General features: G+C 60.8%; 20 protein-coding genes. 7 read left to right on the top strand and 13 right to left on the bottom strand.

Translation table 11 applies throughout. The features are described from left to right. Nucleotide 1 precedes the first annotated feature (1 nt). From RUESEDTHA_RS20395 to RUESEDTHA_RS20405, 3 genes are read left to right on the top strand one after another with little or no spacing between them, the layout of a single operon-like run. Entirely contained in the window at nt 2–1,003 is a 1,002-nt protein-coding gene (locus tag RUESEDTHA_RS20395; protein ID WP_180888433.1) for a zinc-binding alcohol dehydrogenase family protein, read from the top strand. Between the two features lie 48 nt (nt 1,004–1,051). Beyond that, nucleotides 1,052–1,834 carry an SDR family NAD(P)-dependent oxidoreductase gene (locus RUESEDTHA_RS20400; protein WP_180888434.1) on the top strand — a complete coding sequence of 261 codons (783 nt, stop codon included), beginning with the start codon at nt 1,052–1,054 and terminating at the stop codon, nt 1,832–1,834. A gap of 12 nt (nt 1,835–1,846) precedes the next feature. Next, the gene (locus tag RUESEDTHA_RS20405) at nt 1,847–2,392 is read left to right on the top strand and encodes a thioredoxin family protein (RefSeq protein ID WP_180888435.1); all 546 of its coding nucleotides are present in this window, start codon (nt 1,847–1,849) and stop codon (nt 2,390–2,392) included. Here RUESEDTHA_RS20405 and RUESEDTHA_RS20410 read toward each other — a convergent pair. Further along, nucleotides 2,379–2,741, bottom strand: coding sequence for a helix-turn-helix domain-containing protein (locus RUESEDTHA_RS20410; RefSeq protein WP_180888436.1), 363 nt, complete (start codon nt 2,739–2,741; stop codon nt 2,379–2,381). The genes RUESEDTHA_RS20405 and RUESEDTHA_RS20410 overlap by 14 nt on opposite strands. 100 nt (nt 2,742–2,841) lie before the next feature. On the opposite strand from RUESEDTHA_RS20410, the gene RUESEDTHA_RS20415 reads away from it, so the two are divergent. The 3 genes from RUESEDTHA_RS20415 to RUESEDTHA_RS20425 all read left to right on the top strand — a co-directional run bounded on the left by RUESEDTHA_RS20415 (nt 2,842) and on the right by RUESEDTHA_RS20425 (nt 6,529). Further along, on the top strand, nt 2,842–3,972 hold the full coding sequence (locus RUESEDTHA_RS20415) for an NADH:flavin oxidoreductase (protein WP_180888437.1): 1,131 nt from the start codon (nt 2,842–2,844) through the stop codon (nt 3,970–3,972). Nucleotides 3,973–3,990: 18 nt separating this feature from the next. Further along, nucleotides 3,991–5,319, top strand: coding sequence for an MATE family efflux transporter (locus RUESEDTHA_RS20420; protein ID WP_180888438.1), 1,329 nt, complete (start codon nt 3,991–3,993; stop codon nt 5,317–5,319). Nucleotides 5,320–5,524: 205 nt separating this feature from the next. Continuing rightward, nucleotides 5,525–6,529, top strand: a complete 1,005-nt coding sequence (locus RUESEDTHA_RS20425; protein WP_180888439.1) for an NAD(P)-dependent alcohol dehydrogenase — start codon at nt 5,525–5,527, stop codon at nt 6,527–6,529. 38 nt (nt 6,530–6,567) lie between these two features. On the opposite strand, the gene RUESEDTHA_RS20430 is transcribed toward RUESEDTHA_RS20425, so the two are convergent. The 9 genes from RUESEDTHA_RS20430 to RUESEDTHA_RS20470 form a co-directional block, all read right to left on the bottom strand. Further along, nucleotides 6,568–7,029 (bottom strand): GFA family protein, encoded by a 462-nt coding sequence (locus RUESEDTHA_RS20430; protein ID WP_180888440.1) that lies wholly within the window; start codon nt 7,027–7,029, stop codon nt 6,568–6,570. Nucleotides 7,030–7,060: 31 nt separating this feature from the next. Further along, on the bottom strand, nt 7,061–8,287 hold the full coding sequence (locus RUESEDTHA_RS20435; RefSeq protein ID WP_180888441.1) for an NADH:flavin oxidoreductase/NADH oxidase family protein: 1,227 nt from the start codon (nt 8,285–8,287) through the stop codon (nt 7,061–7,063). Between the two features lie 44 nt (nt 8,288–8,331). Next, complete coding sequence (locus RUESEDTHA_RS20440; protein WP_180888442.1) at nt 8,332–8,943, bottom strand: glutathione S-transferase family protein; 612 nt, start codon at nt 8,941–8,943, stop codon at nt 8,332–8,334. 90 nt (nt 8,944–9,033) lie between these two features. Further along, complete coding sequence (locus RUESEDTHA_RS20445; protein ID WP_180888443.1) at nt 9,034–9,924, bottom strand: bile acid:sodium symporter family protein; 891 nt, start codon at nt 9,922–9,924, stop codon at nt 9,034–9,036. 59 nt (nt 9,925–9,983) lie between these two features. Then, nucleotides 9,984–11,915 carry an acyl-CoA synthetase gene (locus RUESEDTHA_RS20450; RefSeq protein WP_219635919.1) on the bottom strand — a complete coding sequence of 644 codons (1,932 nt, stop codon included), beginning with the start codon at nt 11,913–11,915 and terminating at the stop codon, nt 9,984–9,986. A gap of 31 nt (nt 11,916–11,946) precedes the next feature. Next, nucleotides 11,947–13,599, bottom strand: a complete 1,653-nt coding sequence (locus RUESEDTHA_RS20455; protein WP_180888444.1) for an FAD-dependent oxidoreductase — start codon at nt 13,597–13,599, stop codon at nt 11,947–11,949. Continuing rightward, nucleotides 13,596–15,065 carry a coniferyl aldehyde dehydrogenase gene (locus tag RUESEDTHA_RS20460; protein WP_180888445.1) on the bottom strand — a complete coding sequence of 490 codons (1,470 nt, stop codon included), beginning with the start codon at nt 15,063–15,065 and terminating at the stop codon, nt 13,596–13,598. The genes RUESEDTHA_RS20455 and RUESEDTHA_RS20460 overlap by 4 nt, the downstream gene beginning before the upstream one ends. Before the next feature lie 29 nt (nt 15,066–15,094). After that, nucleotides 15,095–15,511 carry a 4-oxalocrotonate tautomerase gene (locus RUESEDTHA_RS20465; RefSeq protein ID WP_180888446.1) on the bottom strand — a complete coding sequence of 139 codons (417 nt, stop codon included), beginning with the start codon at nt 15,509–15,511 and terminating at the stop codon, nt 15,095–15,097. A gap of 12 nt (nt 15,512–15,523) precedes the next feature. Then, nucleotides 15,524–15,973 carry a hypothetical protein gene (locus RUESEDTHA_RS20470; protein ID WP_180888447.1) on the bottom strand — a complete coding sequence of 150 codons (450 nt, stop codon included), beginning with the start codon at nt 15,971–15,973 and terminating at the stop codon, nt 15,524–15,526. 102 nt (nt 15,974–16,075) lie between these two features. On the opposite strand from RUESEDTHA_RS20470, the gene RUESEDTHA_RS20475 reads away from it, so the two are divergent. Next, the gene (locus RUESEDTHA_RS20475) at nt 16,076–17,113 is read left to right on the top strand and encodes an AraC family transcriptional regulator (RefSeq protein ID WP_180888448.1); all 1,038 of its coding nucleotides are present in this window, start codon (nt 16,076–16,078) and stop codon (nt 17,111–17,113) included. An 8-nt stretch (nt 17,114–17,121) separates the two neighbouring features. Here the strand turns inward: RUESEDTHA_RS20475 and RUESEDTHA_RS20480 are convergent, their stop codons facing one another. From RUESEDTHA_RS20480 to RUESEDTHA_RS20490, 3 genes are read right to left on the bottom strand one after another with little or no spacing between them, the layout of a single operon-like run. Further along, nucleotides 17,122–17,598, bottom strand: a complete 477-nt coding sequence (locus RUESEDTHA_RS20480; RefSeq protein ID WP_180888449.1) for a thioesterase family protein — start codon at nt 17,596–17,598, stop codon at nt 17,122–17,124. A 30-nt stretch (nt 17,599–17,628) separates the two neighbouring features. Then, the gene (locus RUESEDTHA_RS20485) at nt 17,629–18,414 is read right to left on the bottom strand and encodes an enoyl-CoA hydratase (RefSeq protein ID WP_180888450.1); all 786 of its coding nucleotides are present in this window, start codon (nt 18,412–18,414) and stop codon (nt 17,629–17,631) included. After that, nucleotides 18,415–20,307 carry an acyl-CoA synthetase gene (locus RUESEDTHA_RS20490; RefSeq protein ID WP_180888451.1) on the bottom strand — a complete coding sequence of 631 codons (1,893 nt, stop codon included), beginning with the start codon at nt 20,305–20,307 and terminating at the stop codon, nt 18,415–18,417. Nucleotides 20,308–20,332: the final 25 nt, after the last annotated feature.

Below are 20,332 nucleotides of genomic sequence, written 5' to 3' on the forward strand. Positions count from 1 at the left end.
GATGAGAGCCGTAGGATACACCAAGACCGGTCCCGTCACTGCCGCAGACGCGCTGATTGATTTTGAAGCCGATGCCCCAACCCCCGGCCCGCGCGATCTGCTGGTCGCGGTCAAGGGCGTCTCGGTCAACCCCGTCGATGTCAAGCTGCGCGCCGGGATGGAGCCGGGCGATGCCCCCAAGGTGCTGGGCTTTGATGCCGCCGGGGTGGTTCAGGCCGTCGGCGCGGATGTGACCGGCTACAAGGTCGGGGATGAGGTCTTCTATGCCGGTGATTTCACCCGTCCGGGCACCAATTCCGAGCTGCACGTGGTGGATGAACGGATCGTGGGCCGCAAGCCCGCCTCGCTTGGTTTTGCCGAGGCTGCGGGCCATCCGCTGACCGCGATCACCGCCTGGGAAATCCTGTTCGACAGCTTTGCCCTGACCGAGGGCAGCGGCGCGGGCGAAACACTGCTGATCATCGGCGGTGCGGGTGGTGTCGGCTCGATCCTGATCCAGCTGGCCAAAGTGCTGACCGGGCTGACCGTGATCGCCACCGCCTCGCGCCCCGAAACGGTCGAGTGGGTCAAAAAGATGGGCGCCGATCATGTCATCAACCACCGTGAAAGCCTGCCCGAACAGGTTGCGGCGCTGGGTCTGCACCCGAAATACATCGCCGGTCTGACCGGTTCGGACGAACATTTCCCCGCTTTGGTCGAGGTCGCGAAGCCGCGCGGCCATATCGCCCTGATCGACGACCCGGAAGAGCTGAACATCCTGCCCGCCAAGCTCAAGGCCCTCAGCATCAGCTGGGAGTTCATGTTCACCCGCTCGATGTTCCAGACCGAGGATATGGACGCACAGCGCGATCTGCTGAACCGGGTTGCGGACCTGCTGGACGCGGGCAAGCTGCAGTCGACCGTGACGGCCAATCTGGGCAAGGTCAGTGCGCAATCTCTGATCGAGGCGCACCGCATTCAGGAAAGCGGCCGGGTCATCGGCAAGAACGTTCTGGATGTCTGAACCGGTGCGGGCGGGCCTGGTCCCGCCCCCGACCGAAAGGATGAAGCAATGTCAAAGACCATTCTGATCACCGGCTCGACCGATGGCCTTGGGTTTGAAACCGCTCGGGCGCTTATAACGCAGGGCCAAACCGTGTTGCTGCATGGGCGCAGCGCGGCCAAGGTAAAGGCGGCTCAGGTTGCCCTGCCCGACGCGCAGGGCGGATATGTGGCGGACCTGTCCGATCCCGACCAGGTTCACGCTCTGGCCCGGCAGGTGGCTGCCGACCATCCCCGGATCGACGTGCTGATCAACAATGCCGGCGTCATGGCCGCGCCCAATCCTGTGACGGCGCGCGGTCTGGATATCCGCTTTGCCGTCAACACGCTAGCCCCCGCGCTTCTGACTCAGGGCCTGCTACCGGCTCTGGGTGCGCAGGCACGGGTGATCAGCCTATCCTCGGCGGCGCAGGCCCCGGTATCGCTGGACGCGCTACATGGTCACGCGCAGGTATCGGAAAAAGAGGCCTATGCCCAAAGCAAGTTGGCCCTGACCATGTGGTCGGCGCATATGGCGGCGACGCACCCGCAAGGCCCGGTCTTTGTGGCGGTCAACCCCGGGTCATTTCTGGGCACTCGCATGGTGCGTGAAGGCTATGGCATTCCGGGCGGCGATGTCGGCATTGGCGTCGATATCCTGACGCGCGTGGCGGTGTCGGATGAATTCGCCACAGCCTCGGGCCGATATTACGACAATGATGCCCGGCGCTTTACCGATCCGCACCCGGATGCGCTGAACCCCACACGCAACGCTGAACTGGCCGCCGCCGTCGACACGCTTTTGGCTGACTGAAAGGACCCCAACATGCTGCTGGATACCCCGATCTGCGATTTCGGTTGGAAAGCCCCGGATTTCACCCTGAAGGACCCCAACGGGCGCAGCTTTGCCATGCGGGATCGTCTGGGCGACAAGGGTCTGCTGATTGCCTTTATCTGCAACCACTGCCCCTATGTGCAGGCCATCGGCGAACGTCTGGCCGAGGACACCCGTACCCTGATGGACGAGGGGATTAACGTGCTGGCCGTGATGTCGAACGACTATCGCTATGTTCCCATCGACAGCCCGCCCAACATGCTGAAATTCGCCGATCATTTCGGGTTCGACTTTCCCTATCTGGTGGATGAGGATCAGGCCGTCGGCAAAGCCTATGGCGCGGTCTGCACCCCCGATTTTTTTGGCCTGAACAAGGACGGAGAGTTGCAGTATCGCGGCCGTCTGGACGACGCGCGCATGGACGGAACCCCAAACCGTACCCGCGAACTGGTCGAGGCGATGCGCCTGATCGCCCGCACCGGTGCCGGGCCGCAACAACAGGTGCCCTCGATGGGCTGTTCGATCAAGTGGACTTGAGGTCGAACTTCTGCCGCGCCTCGGATACGGCCTCGGTATGCTCATACGCCCATTCCAACATCGCCTTGAGCGGTTTGGACAGGGCGCGGCCCATATCAGTGATGCCATATTCGACTGCCACGGGCGAAGTATCCAGAACCCGCCGCGACACCAGCCCGTTACGCTCAAGCCGCCGCAAAGTCTGGGTCAGGCTTTTCTGCGAAATACCGGCGCAGCGTCGTTTCAACTCGTTAAACCGGCAATCGCCATGCGACAGGACGTACAGGATCATCAGCGACCACTTGTCCGTCAGTTCAGCAAACAGGGCCCGGCTGGGGCAGAACTGATCAAGTTGAATGAACTCATCCATGGCGGTTACCTCGTGGTGACCTGGTGCGCTTAACGTGCGTAATTGACACTAGGTTTATAATATATACCTCTTCGCGCATCAACCTACTCGGAGCAGTCTCATGTTGGATAATTCCACCCCCGCAAACACCGATGTTCTGTTTCAGCCGCTGTCAGTTGGTTCGCTGGAACTGAAAAACCGCATTGTCATGGCCCCCATGACGCGGAACATGGCCCCCGAGGGCGTGCCCAACGCGGCCAATGCCGAATACTACAAACGCCGCGCTGAAAACGCGGTGGGGCTGATCATCTCCGAAGGCACGGTGATCAACCGCCCCGCCTCGCGGAATGAGCAGCACATCCCCTTCTTTCACGGCGACGATGCGCTGTCCGGTTGGAAAGGCGTGATCGACGCAGTCCATTCGGCGGGCGGCAAGATGGGTCCGCAGATCTGGCACACCGGTGCCACGCGTGGGTCGGGCGACTGGACGCCCGAGGCAGATGTCGAAAGCCCCTCGGGCCTGTTGGCACCTGACAAGCCGCGCGGCCAGCAGATGACCGAAGAAGATATCGCCGACACGATCGCCGCCTTTGCCCAGGCCGCGCTGGATGCAAAGACGCTGGGCTTTGATATGGCCGAGCTGCACGGCGCGCATGGCTATCTGATTGATGAATTCTTCTGGTCGGGCACCAACCAGCGCGACGATGCCTGGGGCGGCGCGACCTTGCCGGAACGGTCGCGTTTTGCCGTCGAGATGGTCCGCGCGGTGCGGGCCGCCGTCGGCCCCGATTTCCCCATCGCCCTGCGCATCAGCCAGTGGAAACAACAAGATTACGCCGTCCGTCTGGCCCCCACCCCGCAAGAGCTGGAGGCCTGGGTTGCGCCGCTGTCCGAGGCGGGCGTCGATATTTTCCACGGCTCGCAGCGCCGGTTTTGGGAACCCGAATTCCCCGAGATCGACGGCGAGCAGGGTCTGAATTTTGCCGGCTGGCTGAAGAAGATAACCGGCAAGACTGTGATCAGCGTCGGCTCGGTCGGGCTGGAGGGTGATTTCTTTGGTGCCTTCGCCGGTAAGGGGTCCGGCACCGCCGAGATCACCGATCTGATCCGCCGCATGGAGAATGACGAGTTTGACCTGATCGGCGTTGGCCGCGCTCTGCTGAGCGACCCGGCCTGGGCCGCGAAAATCGCGCGCGGTGCCGGGGATGAGCTGAAAGGCTATGACCCTGCCGATCTGTTCAAGCTGGGCTAGAAAAGGCTACCCCGTCCCATGATCCAGAACCCGATGCTGACCGCGCCGGTGCTGCCGCAGATGATGCGGCTGGCTGCGCCCAACCTGCTGGCGATGGTGTTCACCACCGGTGCCGCGGTGGCCGAGACCTATTTCTTTGGCCTTCTGGGGCTTGAGCAACTGGCCGGCCACGCCGTGATCTTTCCGCTGATCATGTTGCAACACATGATGGCGGCGGGGTCTCTGGGCGGCAGTGTGTCGTCCGCGGTCAGCCGGGCACTGGGCGCGCGCGATCTGAGCCGGGCGCAGGCGGTTGGCCTGCACGGGCTGCTGATCGGCGCGGGCGTGGGCAGTGCAATTGCGCTGGTTCTGCTGCTGATCGGTGCGCCCTTTCTGCGGCTGCTGGGCGCATCGGGGGCGGTGCTGGATCACGCGATGGCCTATTTCAAGGTGGTGATGTTCGCGCTGCCGGGGATCTGGATCATGAACGGCGTGATCTCGGCCCTGCGGGGTACGGGGCAGATGGCCATTCCCTCCTATCTGACTATTGGAGTTGCGGTGGGTCAGGTTGCGCTCAGCCTGTTTCTGGGCTTTGGGCTGGGCTTTGGCATCGCCGGAATCGCCTGGGGAATGGTCATTGCCTTCAACCTAGGCGCAGTTGGGGCGATCGTGCTGCTGATGGGCGGGCCACAGGCGACGCGGCTGCGTTTTGACCCGTCGCTGCTGGACCGCACCATCTTTGCCGAGCTGTTCCGCACCGGTGGACTGGCCTGCCTGTCGCCAGTTCAGGCCACGCTGACCGCCATGTTCCTGACAGCCTATCTGTCGGCGCATGGGGCGGCCACGATTGCCGGGTATGGTATCGGCGCGCGGCTGGAGTTTCTGCTGATACCGGTTGCGTTCTCTATCGGGGTGGGATCAGTGCCGATGGTCGGCATGGCCGTCGGCGCGCGGGATTTCACCCGGGCCAAGGCTGTGGGCTGGGCAGGCGGATTGATGGGCGGCGGCATTCTGGGTCTTGTCGGGATAACCGTAGCGCTATTTCCACAGCTTTGGACCGGCCTGTTCACGAACGATCCTCAGGTTCTGGCGGTCTCGGCCAATTATTTCCGCTGGGCGGGTCCTGGCTATGCGTTTCTGGGGTTCGGCCTGTGCCTGTACTTTGCCTTTCAGGGCGCGGGTCAGGTCATCTGGCCCATCTTGGCCGGGACCGTGCGGCTGGCAATCGTGATCGGTGCAGGCTGTGCGCTGAACCGGGCTGCTACCCCTGTTGGGCTTTTGTTCTGTGTTGTGTTCGCGGGCATGGCTGCCTTTGGCGGCTTGACCGCATGGCGTTTTCATCGGCTGGGCTGGCCTGGAAAACCCTGACCTTCGTGCTTGAGTGCCGCTGATTGACCCACCCCGGAAATGGTGGTTTTTCAGGCATCTTCAACGTATGAATCGCAAAAATTATGCGTTGCGCAAAACGCCATAAAATTACTTAAAGTCAATAAGTTATATTTCATCTACAGCCGTTGATTACCTACGGATTGACCCTATTTGACCTGCATCCTTTCAACCTATGAGACACACAATGATCCAAGCATATGCAGTGCATGAACCGGGCGGTGAATTCCAACCATTCGAATATGATCCAGGCCCTCTGGCCGCGGGCGATGTCGAGATTGACGTCGAATATTGCGGCATCTGTCACAGCGACCTGAGCATGGCCAACAACGAATGGGGCGCAACCGCCTATCCCTTTGTTCCGGGTCACGAGGTCGCAGGCCACATCGCGGCCGTCGGCGCAGGCGTCACCGGCCTGAAACCGGGCGACCGGGTCGGGCTGGGCTGGCAGGCGGCCTTCTGCAACGAATGCCACGAATGCAAATCCGGCGATCACAACATGTGCGCCGATGTGAACGGCACCCTGTTTGGCCGCCATGGCGGTTTTGCCGACAAGGTCCGCGCGCAGGCCGAAGCCGTAGTGAAACTGCCCGAGGATCTGGGGGCCGACGTCGCCGGTCCGCTGTTCTGCGGCGGTGTGACCGTCTATAACCCGCTCAAGCAGTTCGACATCAAACCGACCGACCGCGTGGGTGTGATCGGCATCGGCGGTCTGGGCCATATGGCGCTGCAATTCCTGAACGCTTGGGGCTGCGAAGTAACGGCCTTCACCTCGTCCGAGGCCAAAAAGCAAGAGGCGCTGGAGCTGGGCGCGCATCACACGCTGGACACCCACGACTCGGATGCGCTGGCCGACGCCGCGCGCAGCTTTGACCTGATCCTGTCCACCGTGAACGTGCCGCTGGACTGGGCCGGATACCTCAACACGCTGAAACCGCGCGGCCGGTTGCATCTGGTGGGTGCCGTGACCGAGCCGATCAACCTGTCGGTCTTTTCGCTGATGGGCAAGCAGGCGTCGATCTCATCCTCGCCCGTCGGCAGCCCCGCCACCATCGCCGAGATGCTGGACTTTGCCGCCCGCCACGACATCGCCCCCAAGGTCGAGATGTTTGACATCAAGGACGTGAACGCCGCGATGGACCGGCTGGCCAATGGCAGCCCGCGCTACCGGGTCGTGCTGAAGGTCAAGTAACAACGTCGGGTCACGGGCTTTGCGGCCCGTGGCCCAGCTTAGCGCCTCCTGAATAGGGCTTTGATCAGCACCGAGGCGAAGGTCATCTGGCTGCGCAGATATCCGCTGCGTTTTGGCAGATCATCCGCCGCATCCGACTGGCGGCACTCGTAAAAAATATGGAAACTCGGGTCCGGCAGGGCCGCAGGATCGGTGATCCGACTGACCGGAACCAACGTCAGCCTGGGAAAGAGCGGCATGTTCAGCCGCTCGATCGACGGCGCTCCGCAAGTGGCGCAGCGCCCGCGTTGCAGGATAGGGGGCGCTTTCAGCGACTGGTAGGAAACCCCATCCTCGGAATTCAGATCGACCGCGCGACTGGGCACCACAACGATATCGCCATAAGGCGCGTCGTTGAACTGTTGACAGATCGAGCAATGGCAGATCGCTCGAAACAGTGGTTTCTCATGCAGATCAAAACGAACCTCGCCGCACGTGCAATGGCCGGTCAGAGTGGTCATGGTGCCCTCTTGTGTCTCGCGGCGCGCTGGATCAGGCACGCACCCGTTTGACAGCCTTACCATTTTTCCAGAAACGGTACATCACCTTCAGCGCGGGCCAGACGCCATCGGCCTTGGTCTGCGAGGATTTGCCATGGGCAAGGCGTTCGATCTGCATCGTGTACCAGCTGATCTCCATGATCGCCATCTGGTCGATCTTCTTGATCCCCGACCTGATCGGCGCCACGGTCGAGACATAGCTGGGATTACGCATCACATGGGTGGCAAACATAGGGTCGACGGCAAAGGGCCGCGCCACACCGGCCATGTCGATGGCCCCGCTGGACAACGCCTCGGCAATACCTGCGGCCGAGCGGAACCCGCCCGTCACCATCAACGGGGTCGAGATTTGGGTTTTGACCTTTTCGGCATATTCCAGGAAATACGCCTCGCGCTTGCGGGTGCTGTCGCGAACCTCACCCTTGCCCTTGCGGTTGACCGGGTTTTCCCAACTGCCGCCCGACACCTCGATCAGGTCGATCCCCAGCGCGTCCAGCGCCTTGGCGACGTTGATCGAATCCTCTTCGGTAAAGCCGCCCTTCTGGAAATCGGACGAGTTGATCTTGATGGCGATGTTGAACCCCTTGCCGGTACGCGCACGGGTGCGCTTGTAGATTTCTTCAACAAAGCGAAAGCGGTTTTCAAAGCTGCCGCCCCATTTGTCGTCCCGGCGGTTGTGATGGGGCGACAGGAACTGGCCGATCAGATAGCCGTGCGCGCCGTGCAGTTGCACCCCGGTGAACCCAGCCTGCTCCAGACGGGCGGCGGCCTCGGCGAACTGGTCGATGATGGCTTCGATCTCTGCGTCGTTCAGCGTGCGCGGCGGCACGAACATGTCGTTCTCAATCGGCACGGCCGACGGTGCCACGGGCGTGTCATTGACCATTTTGGGCGACTGCTTGCCGGGGTGGTTCAACTGCGGCCAGATATGCGTATTGGTGCGCTTGCCGGTCTCCGCCCATTTGCGCAACAAGTCCATATTGGTCTCCAGCAGCGCATCCACCACCAGAGGCTCGTTCATATGGCGGCCATCGACCATCATATTGCCGGTGATCAGCAGCCCCGCGCCGCTGTCGGCCCAGACATTGTAGACCGCGATATGATCCTGCGTGACCTTGCCGTCCGCCGTTGCCAGCGCCTCGTTCATCGACGCTTTGCAGATACGGTTGCGCAGCACTGTGCCCGATCTGAGAGTGAGTTCTTCTGTCATGGCCGCCATTTTCTGATCCTTGCCTTTTGTGTTTCTTGTGCGCCCAAGCGCCGTTAATCGCCGCCGCCCGCCACGACCGCTCGCTGATAGGCAGGGCGGTCCTGCATCGCCTGTACACAGGCGGCCAGTTTCGGAAATTGCGCTGCGCGCCCGCCCCGCATCACGCTGATCGCCGGAAAGCTAAGCATGATGTCCACAGCCGACAGATCATCCAGCACGAAATGCCCCGAGGGCCGTAGGCTGTCTTCCATGAATTGCAGGTGTTTCACCGTCTCGGACTGAATGCGCGGATGCAGCGGTGCGCCCGCCTCGCCCAGCAGGCCGACATAGATATGCAGCAACAGCGGCGTCATGACCGAGCCTTCGGCGAAATGCATCAGCTCCAGATGCTCCAGATAGGCCGCGCTGTCTGAGGGCGGCACCATCTGGGGACCGAACCGCGCGCACAGATACTCGACAATCGCGCCGGATTCACCAAGACGCTGGCCGTCCACCTCGATCACCGGGGCCTTGCCCAGCGGATGCACATCCAGCAGCTCTGGCGGGGCCAGCCGGGTCTGCGCGTCGCGCTCATAGCGCACAACCTCATAGGGTTGGCCCAGTTCCTCAAGCAGCCACAAGATACGCAATGAACGTGATTGCGCGAGGTGGTGAACTTTGATCATGTTTTCTGCCTCATTTCTAGTGAACTGCCCCAGTCTCGGGTCCGGGCGGGCTAGGACATTCTGTCCGCGCCCGCCCGTTGCGCGCCCGGTCTATTCCGCGGGCACCGACCGCCTGTCGGCATCCGTAAAGCGGAACAGGAAGATGAACGAGATCGCCACCAGATACATCGTCACCGAATACATCGCCGAGGGCATCGCCAGTTCATTGCTGGTAGCCGAGATACCGCCCATCAGAACCGTGGCCAGTGTGATCCCCAGCGGCGAGTTCTGAATGCTGGCTTCGACCCCAACCGTCTTGCCTTCGCGACCTGTCAGGCCGAACGCACGGCTGAGGATCAAACCAACCAGCATCATGCCGATGGGCAGGATGAACAGGCTGGGCCCGAGGACCGGCATCAGCTCAACGATAATCGCGCGGTTGCCGTAGAAAACACCGCCCACGATGACGACCCAGAAAATGATCGCGATGATCTCAACCGGGCGTTCGATGGCAATCGCCAGTTTCGGCAGGAAATGGCGCACCAAAACACCCAGCGTCACCGGCACCGTGGTCAGCAGGAATGTGAAGAACGCAATATCAATAAATGAGAAATCTGGCGCGGCCTCACCCATGAAATGCAGCACCGCCCACGTCACCAGCGGCGGCACTGTGATAAAAGACAGCACGCTGACCACCGCCGTCAGCGACACCGACATCGCCACATCGCCGCAGGACAGCTTGGTGATGATGTTGCTGGTCACGCCGCCGGGGCAAAAGCTTAGGATCATAAGACCCGCAGCCATGATCGGGGGCAGGTTCAGCAGGGTTGCCACGGCAAACGCCATCAGCGGCAGGATCACCACCTGACAAACCGCCCCCACGGCAAAGGCCGTCTTGCGCGAAAACACGCGCTGGAAATCGGCGATGCTCAGCCCCAGTCCCAGCGAAAACATGATAAAGGCCTGCGCGGTCGGGATGACCACATTGATTGCAAAATCCACGAACTTCCTCCCGTTTTTGATTTTGGTGGCCCGCCTCCTCAGTACGGGCCGGTTCTGAGTCAGTCGATGAAATCGACGTTAAAGGTGTAGCGGCCAAGCAAGTGGCGCATATCATCGGTTCCACAGTGCACGCGCAGCCGTGCGACGATGCCACGTTTGGCATCCTGCACGACCTCAAGGGTTTCGATCTCATGACCTGCGGCTTTGGCCTCGGCGCGGATCGTGCGCTCGACCTCCATCATGTTCAGTGTGACCTTGTGGATCTTGCCCACAGCCGTAACGGGCAGCTCCTCTAGCCGGATGAGTTCTTTGGGCACGGCGGCGCGTTCAGGCACATGCTGGTGCGCAAAGTCGAACAGCTCCTGCGTCGGGATGTCGTCACCCTGAAAATACAGCACCGGCAGTTCCCCGGCCTTGACATCGGGCCGCCCGACCGCCGCCGCCATGGTGATGCCGGGATGGGCGTGCATGGCCTCTTCGATGATCTTGGGGTCGATATTGTGGCCGCCGCGAATGATCAGCTCTTTCTTGCGGCCGGTCATCCAGAAATAGCCATCCGCATCCTGCCGCGCCAGATCGCCGGTGTTGAACCAGCGCTGGCCGCCCTGTTCCAGGAAAATCCCCGTATTCTGACTGTCGATCAGATAGCCCTCGAACACGTTGGGCCCCGAGATCATAATCACGCCGACCTCATCCGTTTCGGCCCAGCGGACAAACTCATCCCGGTCGTCGAAAATGGCGCAGCGCATGTCCTGATGCGGCAGGTGCAACCCGATGGAGCCGATCCGCCGCCGGTCAGGATGCGTCGGGTTCAGGGACGAGGCCACGGCCCCCTCGGTCAGCCCATACCCTTCGACAATCGGCACGCCGGTCTTTTCGACAAATTCGTTAAACAGCTCGACCGGCATGGGTGCCGCGCCGCAGGCCCCGAATACAAGCGAGCTGATGTCCAGCCCCTCGCGCGGCACCTCAAGCAGGGCCGAATAGACGGTGGGCACCCCCGAGAACGTGGCCACCTTGTAGCGATCCACGACGCGCCAGAAATTCGCCACCACCCCGTCGCCGCGATAGCCCTGCGGCGTAGCCAGCACCACATGCGCCCCGTTCATGAAGGCCAGCAGCCCGGTGATCAGAATGGCGTTTGAATGAAACAGCGGCAGCCCGCAGAACACAGCCCGGCCCGGTGTGGCCACCTGCGGGTTGAATTGCGCAGCCGACCAGCAATCGAACACCTCGGACCGATGGGTGCGCCGCGCGATCTTGGGCAAGCCGGTGGTGCCTCCGGTACACAACATGGTCGAGATATCGCCGGGCGCGGGCGGCGCGAATTCCAGCCCGTCGGATTTCGCCCCCGCGATCAAAGACGGAAAGCGGATCACAGGCAGTTTGCGCCCACCCACGCGTAGCGATCCGGCGCGCAGCTTGCCCAGCGTGCCGAACACTTTGGCCGCCGCACCATCCATCCAGTCAAACACCGAGCAGGTCACGACATGCTGAATGCTGGGCACCGAATCCAGCGCCTGCACGCATTTCTCCCACAGGTCGGTCTTGGGTGTTTTTTCCAGCGTCACCAGCACCTTGGTATTGGCCGAACGCAGCAGATCCGCGATCTGGTCTGCCTCAAGCAGCGGGTTGATCGCCAGCACCTGACCGGCGGCAGAGCCGCCCCAGATGACAAAATGCGTCTCGGGCAGGTTCGGCAGCACATAGGCCACCACGTCGTCCCGGCCAATCCCCAGCCGCCGCAGAGCATTGGCCGTTTGTGTTACCTTGGCCAGCAGATCGGCATATGTCACCACCTTGGGCCGCGCGAAATCCCTGGCCGACACAAAAAAGCTGATCGCCGGTGCGGCCGGATTGATCGCCGCGCCCTTCTGCAAGGCGGCAAATGTCGTCGCGGGCATGTCTTGCGCCGCAAGTGGGGTCTGTTCGAACGCCTGAATATCCGACAGGGTTTTGAACCCTGCTGCGTCTGTGACCATATCTTTCATGCTCCTCCTCCCTTAACGTCCCATGCGCGCGTCAGGCGTTTACTTTTTGGGTCTTCACCTGAACCGTTTCAGGTTCAGGTACAGGCTGATTTTCGATCTGGCGCACATCGCGCTGCCCGTTTGCGGGGATCTTGCTCATGGCGTGTTCCGCCAGCGCCGTGATGCTAAGCGACGGGTTCACACCCGGATTAGCCGAGATCGCCGAACCGTCGCAGACCAGCATATTGGCATAGTTGAAAACCCGGTTTTCGCTGTCGATCACGCCCGAGTCCGCGTCGGCCCCGATCACTGAACCGCCCAGAATATGCGCGGTGGACGGTGCGCCCAGAACCACCTCGGTAAAGCCGCGCATAGCCTTGCCGCCGACCAACTTTTCCATCCGGCGGGTCAATTCGTTGGCCTCAGGCAGGTCAGCGGTGGGTGCGGTCTGATGAGGTTCGATCTTTGTGGCCAACCGACCAAACCGACCGCGTTTCAGCGTTACCGCGCTGTCCAGATGCTGCATGAACAACAAGATCACCGTACGCCCGCCAAAATCGCGGGTGAACATGGCACGCATCATGTTGACCGGGTCGCGCAGCACATAGCCCGCAAGCGATTTCATCCGCGCGGCAAAGCTTTTGCCGGTGGCCATGGGCAGCGCCAAAAACCGCCACAGCCCCGACTTCGGACCCAGCACAACGGGTTCCAGATGGCTATGCTCATCAGGATGCAGGATCGAGCCGATGGCGACCCCTTCGTTGAACCCCGGATTGTCGCCGGTCGCGGTCACGGTGGACAGCGATTCATTGTTTGTGCGCACATCGTGGCCAAGCATCCGCGACAGGCGCGGCAACGATCCTTTGTCGCGCAACTTCAGTAGCAGCGGCACCGTGCCCATCACCCCGCCCGAGAACACGACGCCCCCGGCCCGGAATACGCGCGCCCTGCCCAGCAAGGTGCGCGTTGCGATGAAATAGCCCTGACTGCCATCCGGCAGACCGGCGGGCCGGACATCCGTCACCTCGGTGTCGGGCAATACCGTGGCCCCCAGCTTCTCAGCCAGATAGAGATAGTTTTTATCCAGTGAATTCTTGGCATTATACCGACAGCCGGTCATGCAATCGCCGCATTGGATACAACCGCGCCGCATCGGGCCTTCACCGTCAAAGAACGGATCAGCAACCGGCGCGCCGGCCTGTTTCGCATCCCCAAAGAAAATACCCACATCCGTCGCACGAAAGGCATCCTCGCGCCCGATATCGCGGGCCAGATCGCGCAAGGCATTGTCGGCCGAGGTCAGCGTCGGGTTCCGCGTTGCCCCCAACATGCGTTGCGCCGTACGGTAATGGGGGGCGAGCGCTGTTTTCCAATCCCGCAGTCCCGCCCATGAGCCTGTGTCATAAAACCCGTCCTTTGGCATCGGCAGCGTCGCGGCATAAACCAGCGATCCGCCGCCCACACCCACGCCCGACATGACGGCCACGTGGCGCAGAAAGGTCAGCTTCATGATCCCGCGCATCCCCAAACGGGGCAACCAAAGCCATCGGCCGGGGCGCGTTGTGCCTTCGGAAAAGTCCGTCTCGGTATACCGGCGCCCCTTTTCAACGACCAGAACGCGGTATCCCTTTTGGCTCAGCCTGTAGGCACTGACCGAACCGCCAAAGCCGCTGCCGACGATGATATAATCGTAGGTATCAGTCATGATCCGGGTCCGATACGCCGACGGCGGAAACGCAACGCCTGCATCTTGCGCAGGGCGTTGAACATGAAGTTGTCCCATGGCGGCGCCACAAAAGCGGTGGCGTTGATCCGGCCCTTGCGCACCACGCCCTTTGCCTTTGAGAAATTGCGGAACCCTTCTTTGCCATGATAGTGCCCCATCCCAGAAGGTCCGATGCCGCCAAAGGGAATATCGTCGGCCATCACGTGACTCATGGTGTCGTTCACGCAAGCGCCACCGGAATGGGTACGGGCCAGCACGTCATCTGCGCGCTTTTTATCCCAATCAAAATAATACAACGCCAGCGGGCGCGGGCGCGCATTCACATAGGCAATCGCCTCCTCAATCGTGTCATAGGGGATCACGGGCAGGATCGGGCCAAAGATCTCTTCGCGCAGAACCAGCATGTCGTCGGTGGCCCCCAGAACCAAGGTCATCGGCATCTTGCGGGTGTTGCCCAGGTCTTCGGCCTGTGGGTTGATGGTGATCAGTTCGGCCCCCTTGTCGGTGGCGTCTTTCAGATACCCATCCAGCCGGGTCTTTTGTCGGTCAGTGATGATTGCGGTAAAATCGCCATTGTCGCGCAGGGACGGATAGGCCCCGCGCATGGTGTCCGCGAAGTCGCTGCAAAACGCGTTCACCTGATCGCGCGGGCACAGGATGTAGTCGGGCGACACGCAAACCTGCCCCGCATTGATCCCCTTGCCGAATGCAATGCGGCTGGCAGCCTCGGCGATCGGGAAATCGGGGTGGATAATCACCGGGGACTTACCGCCCAGTTCCAGCGTGACCGGCGTCAGGTTTTCGGCGGCGGCCTTCATCACGATCTTGCCGACCTGGGTCGAGCCGGTAAACACCAGATGATCAAAGGGCAGCTTGGTGAATTCGCTTGCCACCTCGACCCCGCCGGTGACCACTGTGACCTCATCCGCGGAATAAATTTCCGCGATGATCTCGCGAAGCAGATCGCCCGAGGCGGGGGCGAATTCCGACGCTTTCAGCATCGCTCGGTTGCCCGCCGCAAGGGCACCGACCAAAGGCGACAGGGCCAGAAAAATCGGAAAGTTCCACGGCACCACGATGCCCACCACGCCCACGGGCTGATACTGCACCTCGATCCGTGCGGGCATCAGCGTCAGGGGCGCATGGCGGCGTTGCGGCTTCATCAGGCCGCGCAACCGTTTGCGGTAATAAGCGATCCCATCCAACAGCGGCATGATCTCGGCCAATTCAGTTTCGGCCTCGGCTCGGTTCGAGAAATCCTGACTGACCGCCGCGATGATCCGCGCCCTGTTGTCCAGCAGCGCGTTGTGCAGCTTATCCAGACGCCGGATACGCGTGGCGTGATCCGGTGCGGGGTCGGCCAGATAGGCCTGTTTCTGCGCGATCAGGATGGACTCGAGATCCGGCATTTCGGCTGCGACCGGTTTGAGATGAGATTCCTGCATAACACCCTCCGTTTCGTACGACGTCCGTTTCAGGCCGACGCGATCCCCATTTCGGCATGGACCGCATTCTTGCGTTCCAACCATCCCGCCTCTTCGCCGGGCGGCGGCAGGATCATACCGCCTTCGACAACCCAATGCGGTTCAACCCCAATCAACTTGACGAACACCCGCGCTTGCTCCAGCCCAGCAGCCTCGGCCACGCGGCGATGCATGTCGGCTTGCAACCGTTGGTACAGGTCCGCGTTCCGGTCACCGCCCATACGAACATTGCCGTTCAGGCCCAGCACAGCCCCCCGGCGCATGTGATAGCCGGTCATGAAGATCACATTGACGAATTCCGTCGGCGCACCGGTCAGCCCGCAATGCACATCGGTGATGACCTGCGCGATGTCGAACCGCATCTGTTCCGGCAGGGGTTTGCGCGTCGCAATTGTGTATAAAGGCATGGCTAAACCCCCCTATTGATTAAACTGAGTGATCATGACCCCATGGCGCGCCTTGGACAGCATCGCCCGCGTCAGGGTCTTGGTAAGAAAACTGATCCGGCCATAGGCCGAGAACCGTTCGAAATTGGCCTTGAAAATCTCGCGGTACCGCGATTGGTCGAACGCGCCGAATGATGTCTGGTCAGGGTGCTGCCCCGTCACCTTGCGCCAACTGCGGTCCAGCGTTTCAAGGAAATGCTGGCGCTGATCCTCGGGCAGGCCGTCCGGCACTTCCATCGTCACATTGGACGAGCGCGACCATTCCCGGTCGGTGATCGTGTGATGCGTCGCCGCGACATTCCACAGAACCGTCAGCTTGTGCGGGCCGATATGCTGGGCGTAATGCTGACGCAGCATCGCCTCAAGCTCTTTGATCTGGTCCAGAGTGATCTGGCCTTCCTGAATGGCAATTAGTGATCTCATCGTTGTCCTCCCTCCGTCAATATCGTGCGAGGGGACGGATATGTGGATGACAAGTTCGGACGAATTTTTGACATTTCCGGCCAGTTTGCGTAATATTCAAGCATGGACAGACACCTGCAAAGCCGTTCGCCCGGCAGTATCAGAATCCTGTGCGAGGCCGCGCCAAACTACGGGCTGACACCCGACGCGTGCCTGAAGGGAACGGGGCTGAATCCCTTTGACCTTTATAACGCCGAGACGCGGGTGTCTCTGGCGCAAGAGGTTGATGTAATTGCAAATTTCCTGCGTCACACACCCGCAAATCCGGGTTTGGGGATCGAGATCGGGCGACGCTATCGACCCGAGATTTTTGGCATCTGGGGCTATGCCATCCTCAGTAGTCCGACGATGAAAGCGGCGCTGCGGGTGGCGATTGACTTTGCCAACCTGTCCTTTTTGATCGCGCGGATGGATCTGGACGAAAGCCAGGAACGCCCGATGCTGACGTTTGACGCCACCGGCCTGCCGCCGGATGTCCAGCCCTTTGTTCTGGCGCGCCATCTTACGGTGCTGGCCAATTTCAGCAAACAGTTGCAGCCCTCTGTCCAAATGCGAGGCTTCCGGTTTCTGACCACTCAGACCGACCCCGGTTTTGCCCGTGCCCTGCAAGATGAGCTGGGACTGAACGTGGCGCTGAACAGGGATGTCAACGCCATCATCATGCCTGCCGCGATGCTGGAGATGCCGCTGCCCAAATCCGATCCACGCGCGCTGGAATACTGCCGCCAGCAACTCAGCCAATTGCTGAGCGGCACCGAGCCTGAACACCATAGCTGGGCCGAACGCGTACGCGATGCCATCCTGCCCGAGATTGCCGACAATCCGTCGATGGAATATGCCGCCGGAAAGCTGTCTGTCGCAGAGCGCACTCTGCGCCGCCGCCTGACCGCCGAGAATACCAGCTTTCGCGAAGTTCTGTCCGACGCGCGCCTGTCCATCGGCAAAGAGCTTTTGACCACCGCCAACATGGACGTGAACACCGCAGCCTTGCGGTTGGGTTATTCCGAACCCTCCAGCTTTGTGCGCGCCTTTTCCAAACGTTTTGGGATGTCGCCGGGCAGTTGGAGGCGGCAAAAACTGGACCAACAGAAACAGACCTGACGCTCTGTTCATTCTTGTTCCGGGAACGTGACCGGATAAGCGGTCTTGAAAATCTCGGGCATGCGCGCGGGGCGGCCGTTGGTCAGGTTGGTGCAGACGTAATCCGATTTGGCGCGCAATATCGTCTGGCCATCACGCAGCCGGACCACCTGAAACCGGCGGCTAGCTCGTAGGCGGTGATCGTTGAGCGACACCCAGTTGAACACCACAACTTCGTCTTCCAGACGGGCCGAAGACAGATAGTCAATCTCATGTCGGGCAACGGCCATGCCCCGGTTCAACTCTAGACAGGCTTCTTCGGACAAACCCACATGACGGGTATGCTCCCAAACCGTTGCATCCAGCCATTTCAGATAGACAGTGTTGTTTACGTGGTGAAACCCGTCCAGATCATCGGCGGTCACCCGGAACCGTTTCCAGAACGAACCCGGATGATCGGCAAGGTCCGGAATGTCTGCGTCTGTCACTGTTTCACTCTCAGACATTCCGATCCTTTCTTTCATTTCAGCCGGCTCTTAAACCGCGATCTTGGAAAAGTCAGGCTCGCGCTTTTCCATAAAGGCCCGGGCGGCTTCGGCGAATTCCGGTCCTTGCAGACCCTCAAAGAACTGGCGGAATTCTTCGGCCACACGTTCGGTCAAAGCTTCACCCGATACGTCCCGCAGCAGTGCTCGGGACTTCATCATCGCCCGCAGCGGCTGTTTGCTGAGTGCGGTGACAGCCTGTTCCGCAGCATCGGCCACCTCGGCCTGCGGCAGAACACGGCTGATCAGACCCAACTCATGCGCTTCGGCTGCACCGAACACCCGGCCCAGCAGGATCAGTTCGGCTGCGCGGGGGGCACCCATCAGGCGGGGCAGCAGATACGAAGACCCAGCCTCGGGCACCACGCCCAGATTGACGAAAGGCATACGGAATTTAGTGTCATCCGCCGCATAGATGATATCGCAATGCAGCAACAAAGTGACGCCGATACCAACGGCCAACCCCTCGACCTGCGCCACGATGGGTTTGGGGTAATTGATCAACGACCGAACGAACTGAACCGGGGCTGGTTCCTCGCCTTTTGGCGCATTGAACCCGTTCACATCATTGCCGCTGGAAAACACGCCATCCGCACCGCGCAGCCAAACTGCGCGAATGCTGTGATCTTCGGCCGTGCTATCCAGCGCCTCGACCATTTGCAGATACATCTCGCGTGAGATGGCGTTCTTTTTGCCCGAATTGTCCATGGTCAGGCGCAAAACCGCGCCCAGCCGTTCGACGATGATCTGCCCGTTTTTGGGCGCGTCCTGTGTCATTTACGTAATTCTCCATTTCGGGATAAAGCCCGCCAGCACTTCGCCGACGCGAGCCTCATCATCAGGTGATGCCAATTCTATAGCTGCGACTAGCCCCAGTTTCTTGTCATCCGTAACGTCAACAACTCGGGCTTTCAGACCAGCCTCGGCGAATGTGTGATCAAAGATCCGGGTTACAGCGGCCTTGCGCAGGTCGGGTTTGAAAATTTTGCCCACATTTGTGGTCGGCATCTCGGCCAGAATATCCAGATGTTTCGGCACGGCCGCCTTTTCATGAATATGTTGCTTGGCAAAGGTCATCAGTTCATCCGTGGTGGCGGTTTTGCCTTCGACCAGCTGAACAAAGGCGCAGGGCAGTTCACCCGCGTGTTTGTCGGGCTGGCCCACGGCAGCAACCAGTGCAACGGCTGGATGAGCGGCCAGTGCTTCTTCGATTTCGGCGGGGTCGATGTTGTGACCGCCGCGAATGATCAGATCCTTGCTGCGCCCTGTGATCCAGATGAACCCGTCGCTGTCGATCCGACCCAGATCACCGGTGCGAAGGTACTTGTCCATCACGAACAGGCCTTCGTTCTTGTCGGCCTCGAGATAAGTCTCGCCCGGGACCGCGCCGGGGGAGGCAATGCAGATCTCACCGATTTCATCCACGCCCAACTCGCGACGGGCACTGCCATCCGGAGCAATGTCCAGAATCTTGATGTCGCAATAAGGCGTCGGTACACCGACCGAACCGATTTTGCGGCTGCCGTCAACTGGGTTAACCGAGGCCACACAGGTGTTTTCAGTCATCCCGTAAGCTTCGATAATGGTGATGCCCGTCGCGTCTTCGAACCGGTTAGCCAGTTGCAGCGGCATCGGAGACGAGGCACAGGCCGCAAAGCGCATGGTCGACAGATCGGCGTTCACGGGATGCTGCAACAAAGCGGCCGCGGCGGTGGGAACCATGACAAGGAAATTGGCCTGATACCGCTCGCACAGTTTCCAGAAGTTTTCGAACACGCCCTCGCCCCGGAAGCCTTGCGGCGTGGCCATCACGAAATGGCTGCCGGTCTGCAAAGTCGCCTGAAGGATCGGATGCGCGGCCATGACGTGGAACATGGGCAGCGGGCAGATGATGTTTTCGCCGGGTTGCAGGATTTCCTGCCGCAACGCCCATCCCTGATAGAGGATGCCCGACACCCGGTGCTGTGCCACTTTGGGCGTTCCGGTGGTGCCGCCCGTGTGGAAATAGGCGGCAACGCGATCCTCTTGCGTGTCCTCGAACAACAGACGGTCCGAGGGCTGCGACTTACGCGCCTTGGTCCAGTGCAGGATGCGCGCGTGGTGATGGTTGGGGTTCTTGGGCCGGATCAGCGGCGCGATCCAGGACTTCGGCGGCGTCAGATAATGCAGCAGATCGACCTGCACGATGGTCTTGACGCTGGGCGCAAAGGACACGGCCTTAGCAGCCTTTTGCGCTAGATCGGTCTTGGGAAAGCGGCGCAGGGTGACAACGACCTTGGCATTGGTCTCGCGCAGGATCGCACTGATCTGTTCCGCCTCAAGCAGCGGGTTGATCGGGTTGACGATGCCCACGCACATGGCAGCCAGCGTGGCCACAACCGTTTCATTGCTGTTGGGCAGGATCAGCGCAACGGCGTCATCCTTGCCTACGCCCAGTTCATGAAACAGGTTCGCCATCTGTGTCACCTGCGCCAGCAGCTCCGCATAGGTCAGCGTTTCAACCTTGTCTTTCGGATCTGACGTGATCTGAAACGACAGCGCCTTGTTGTCGGGTGCAGACGCTGCCACCGACGACAGCATGTGATAGATGCTTTTGTGTTCCTGCCGGGCGCTCCACGGCATTTCAGCCTCAAGAGACCGGGCCTTTTGAATGTTAATATTGTCGAGCATCTGAACCTCCCCATTCAACGCGATA

The organism is Ruegeria sp. THAF57 (genome assembly GCF_903914075.1).
Classification (GTDB): domain Bacteria; phylum Pseudomonadota; class Alphaproteobacteria; order Rhodobacterales; family Rhodobacteraceae; genus Ruegeria.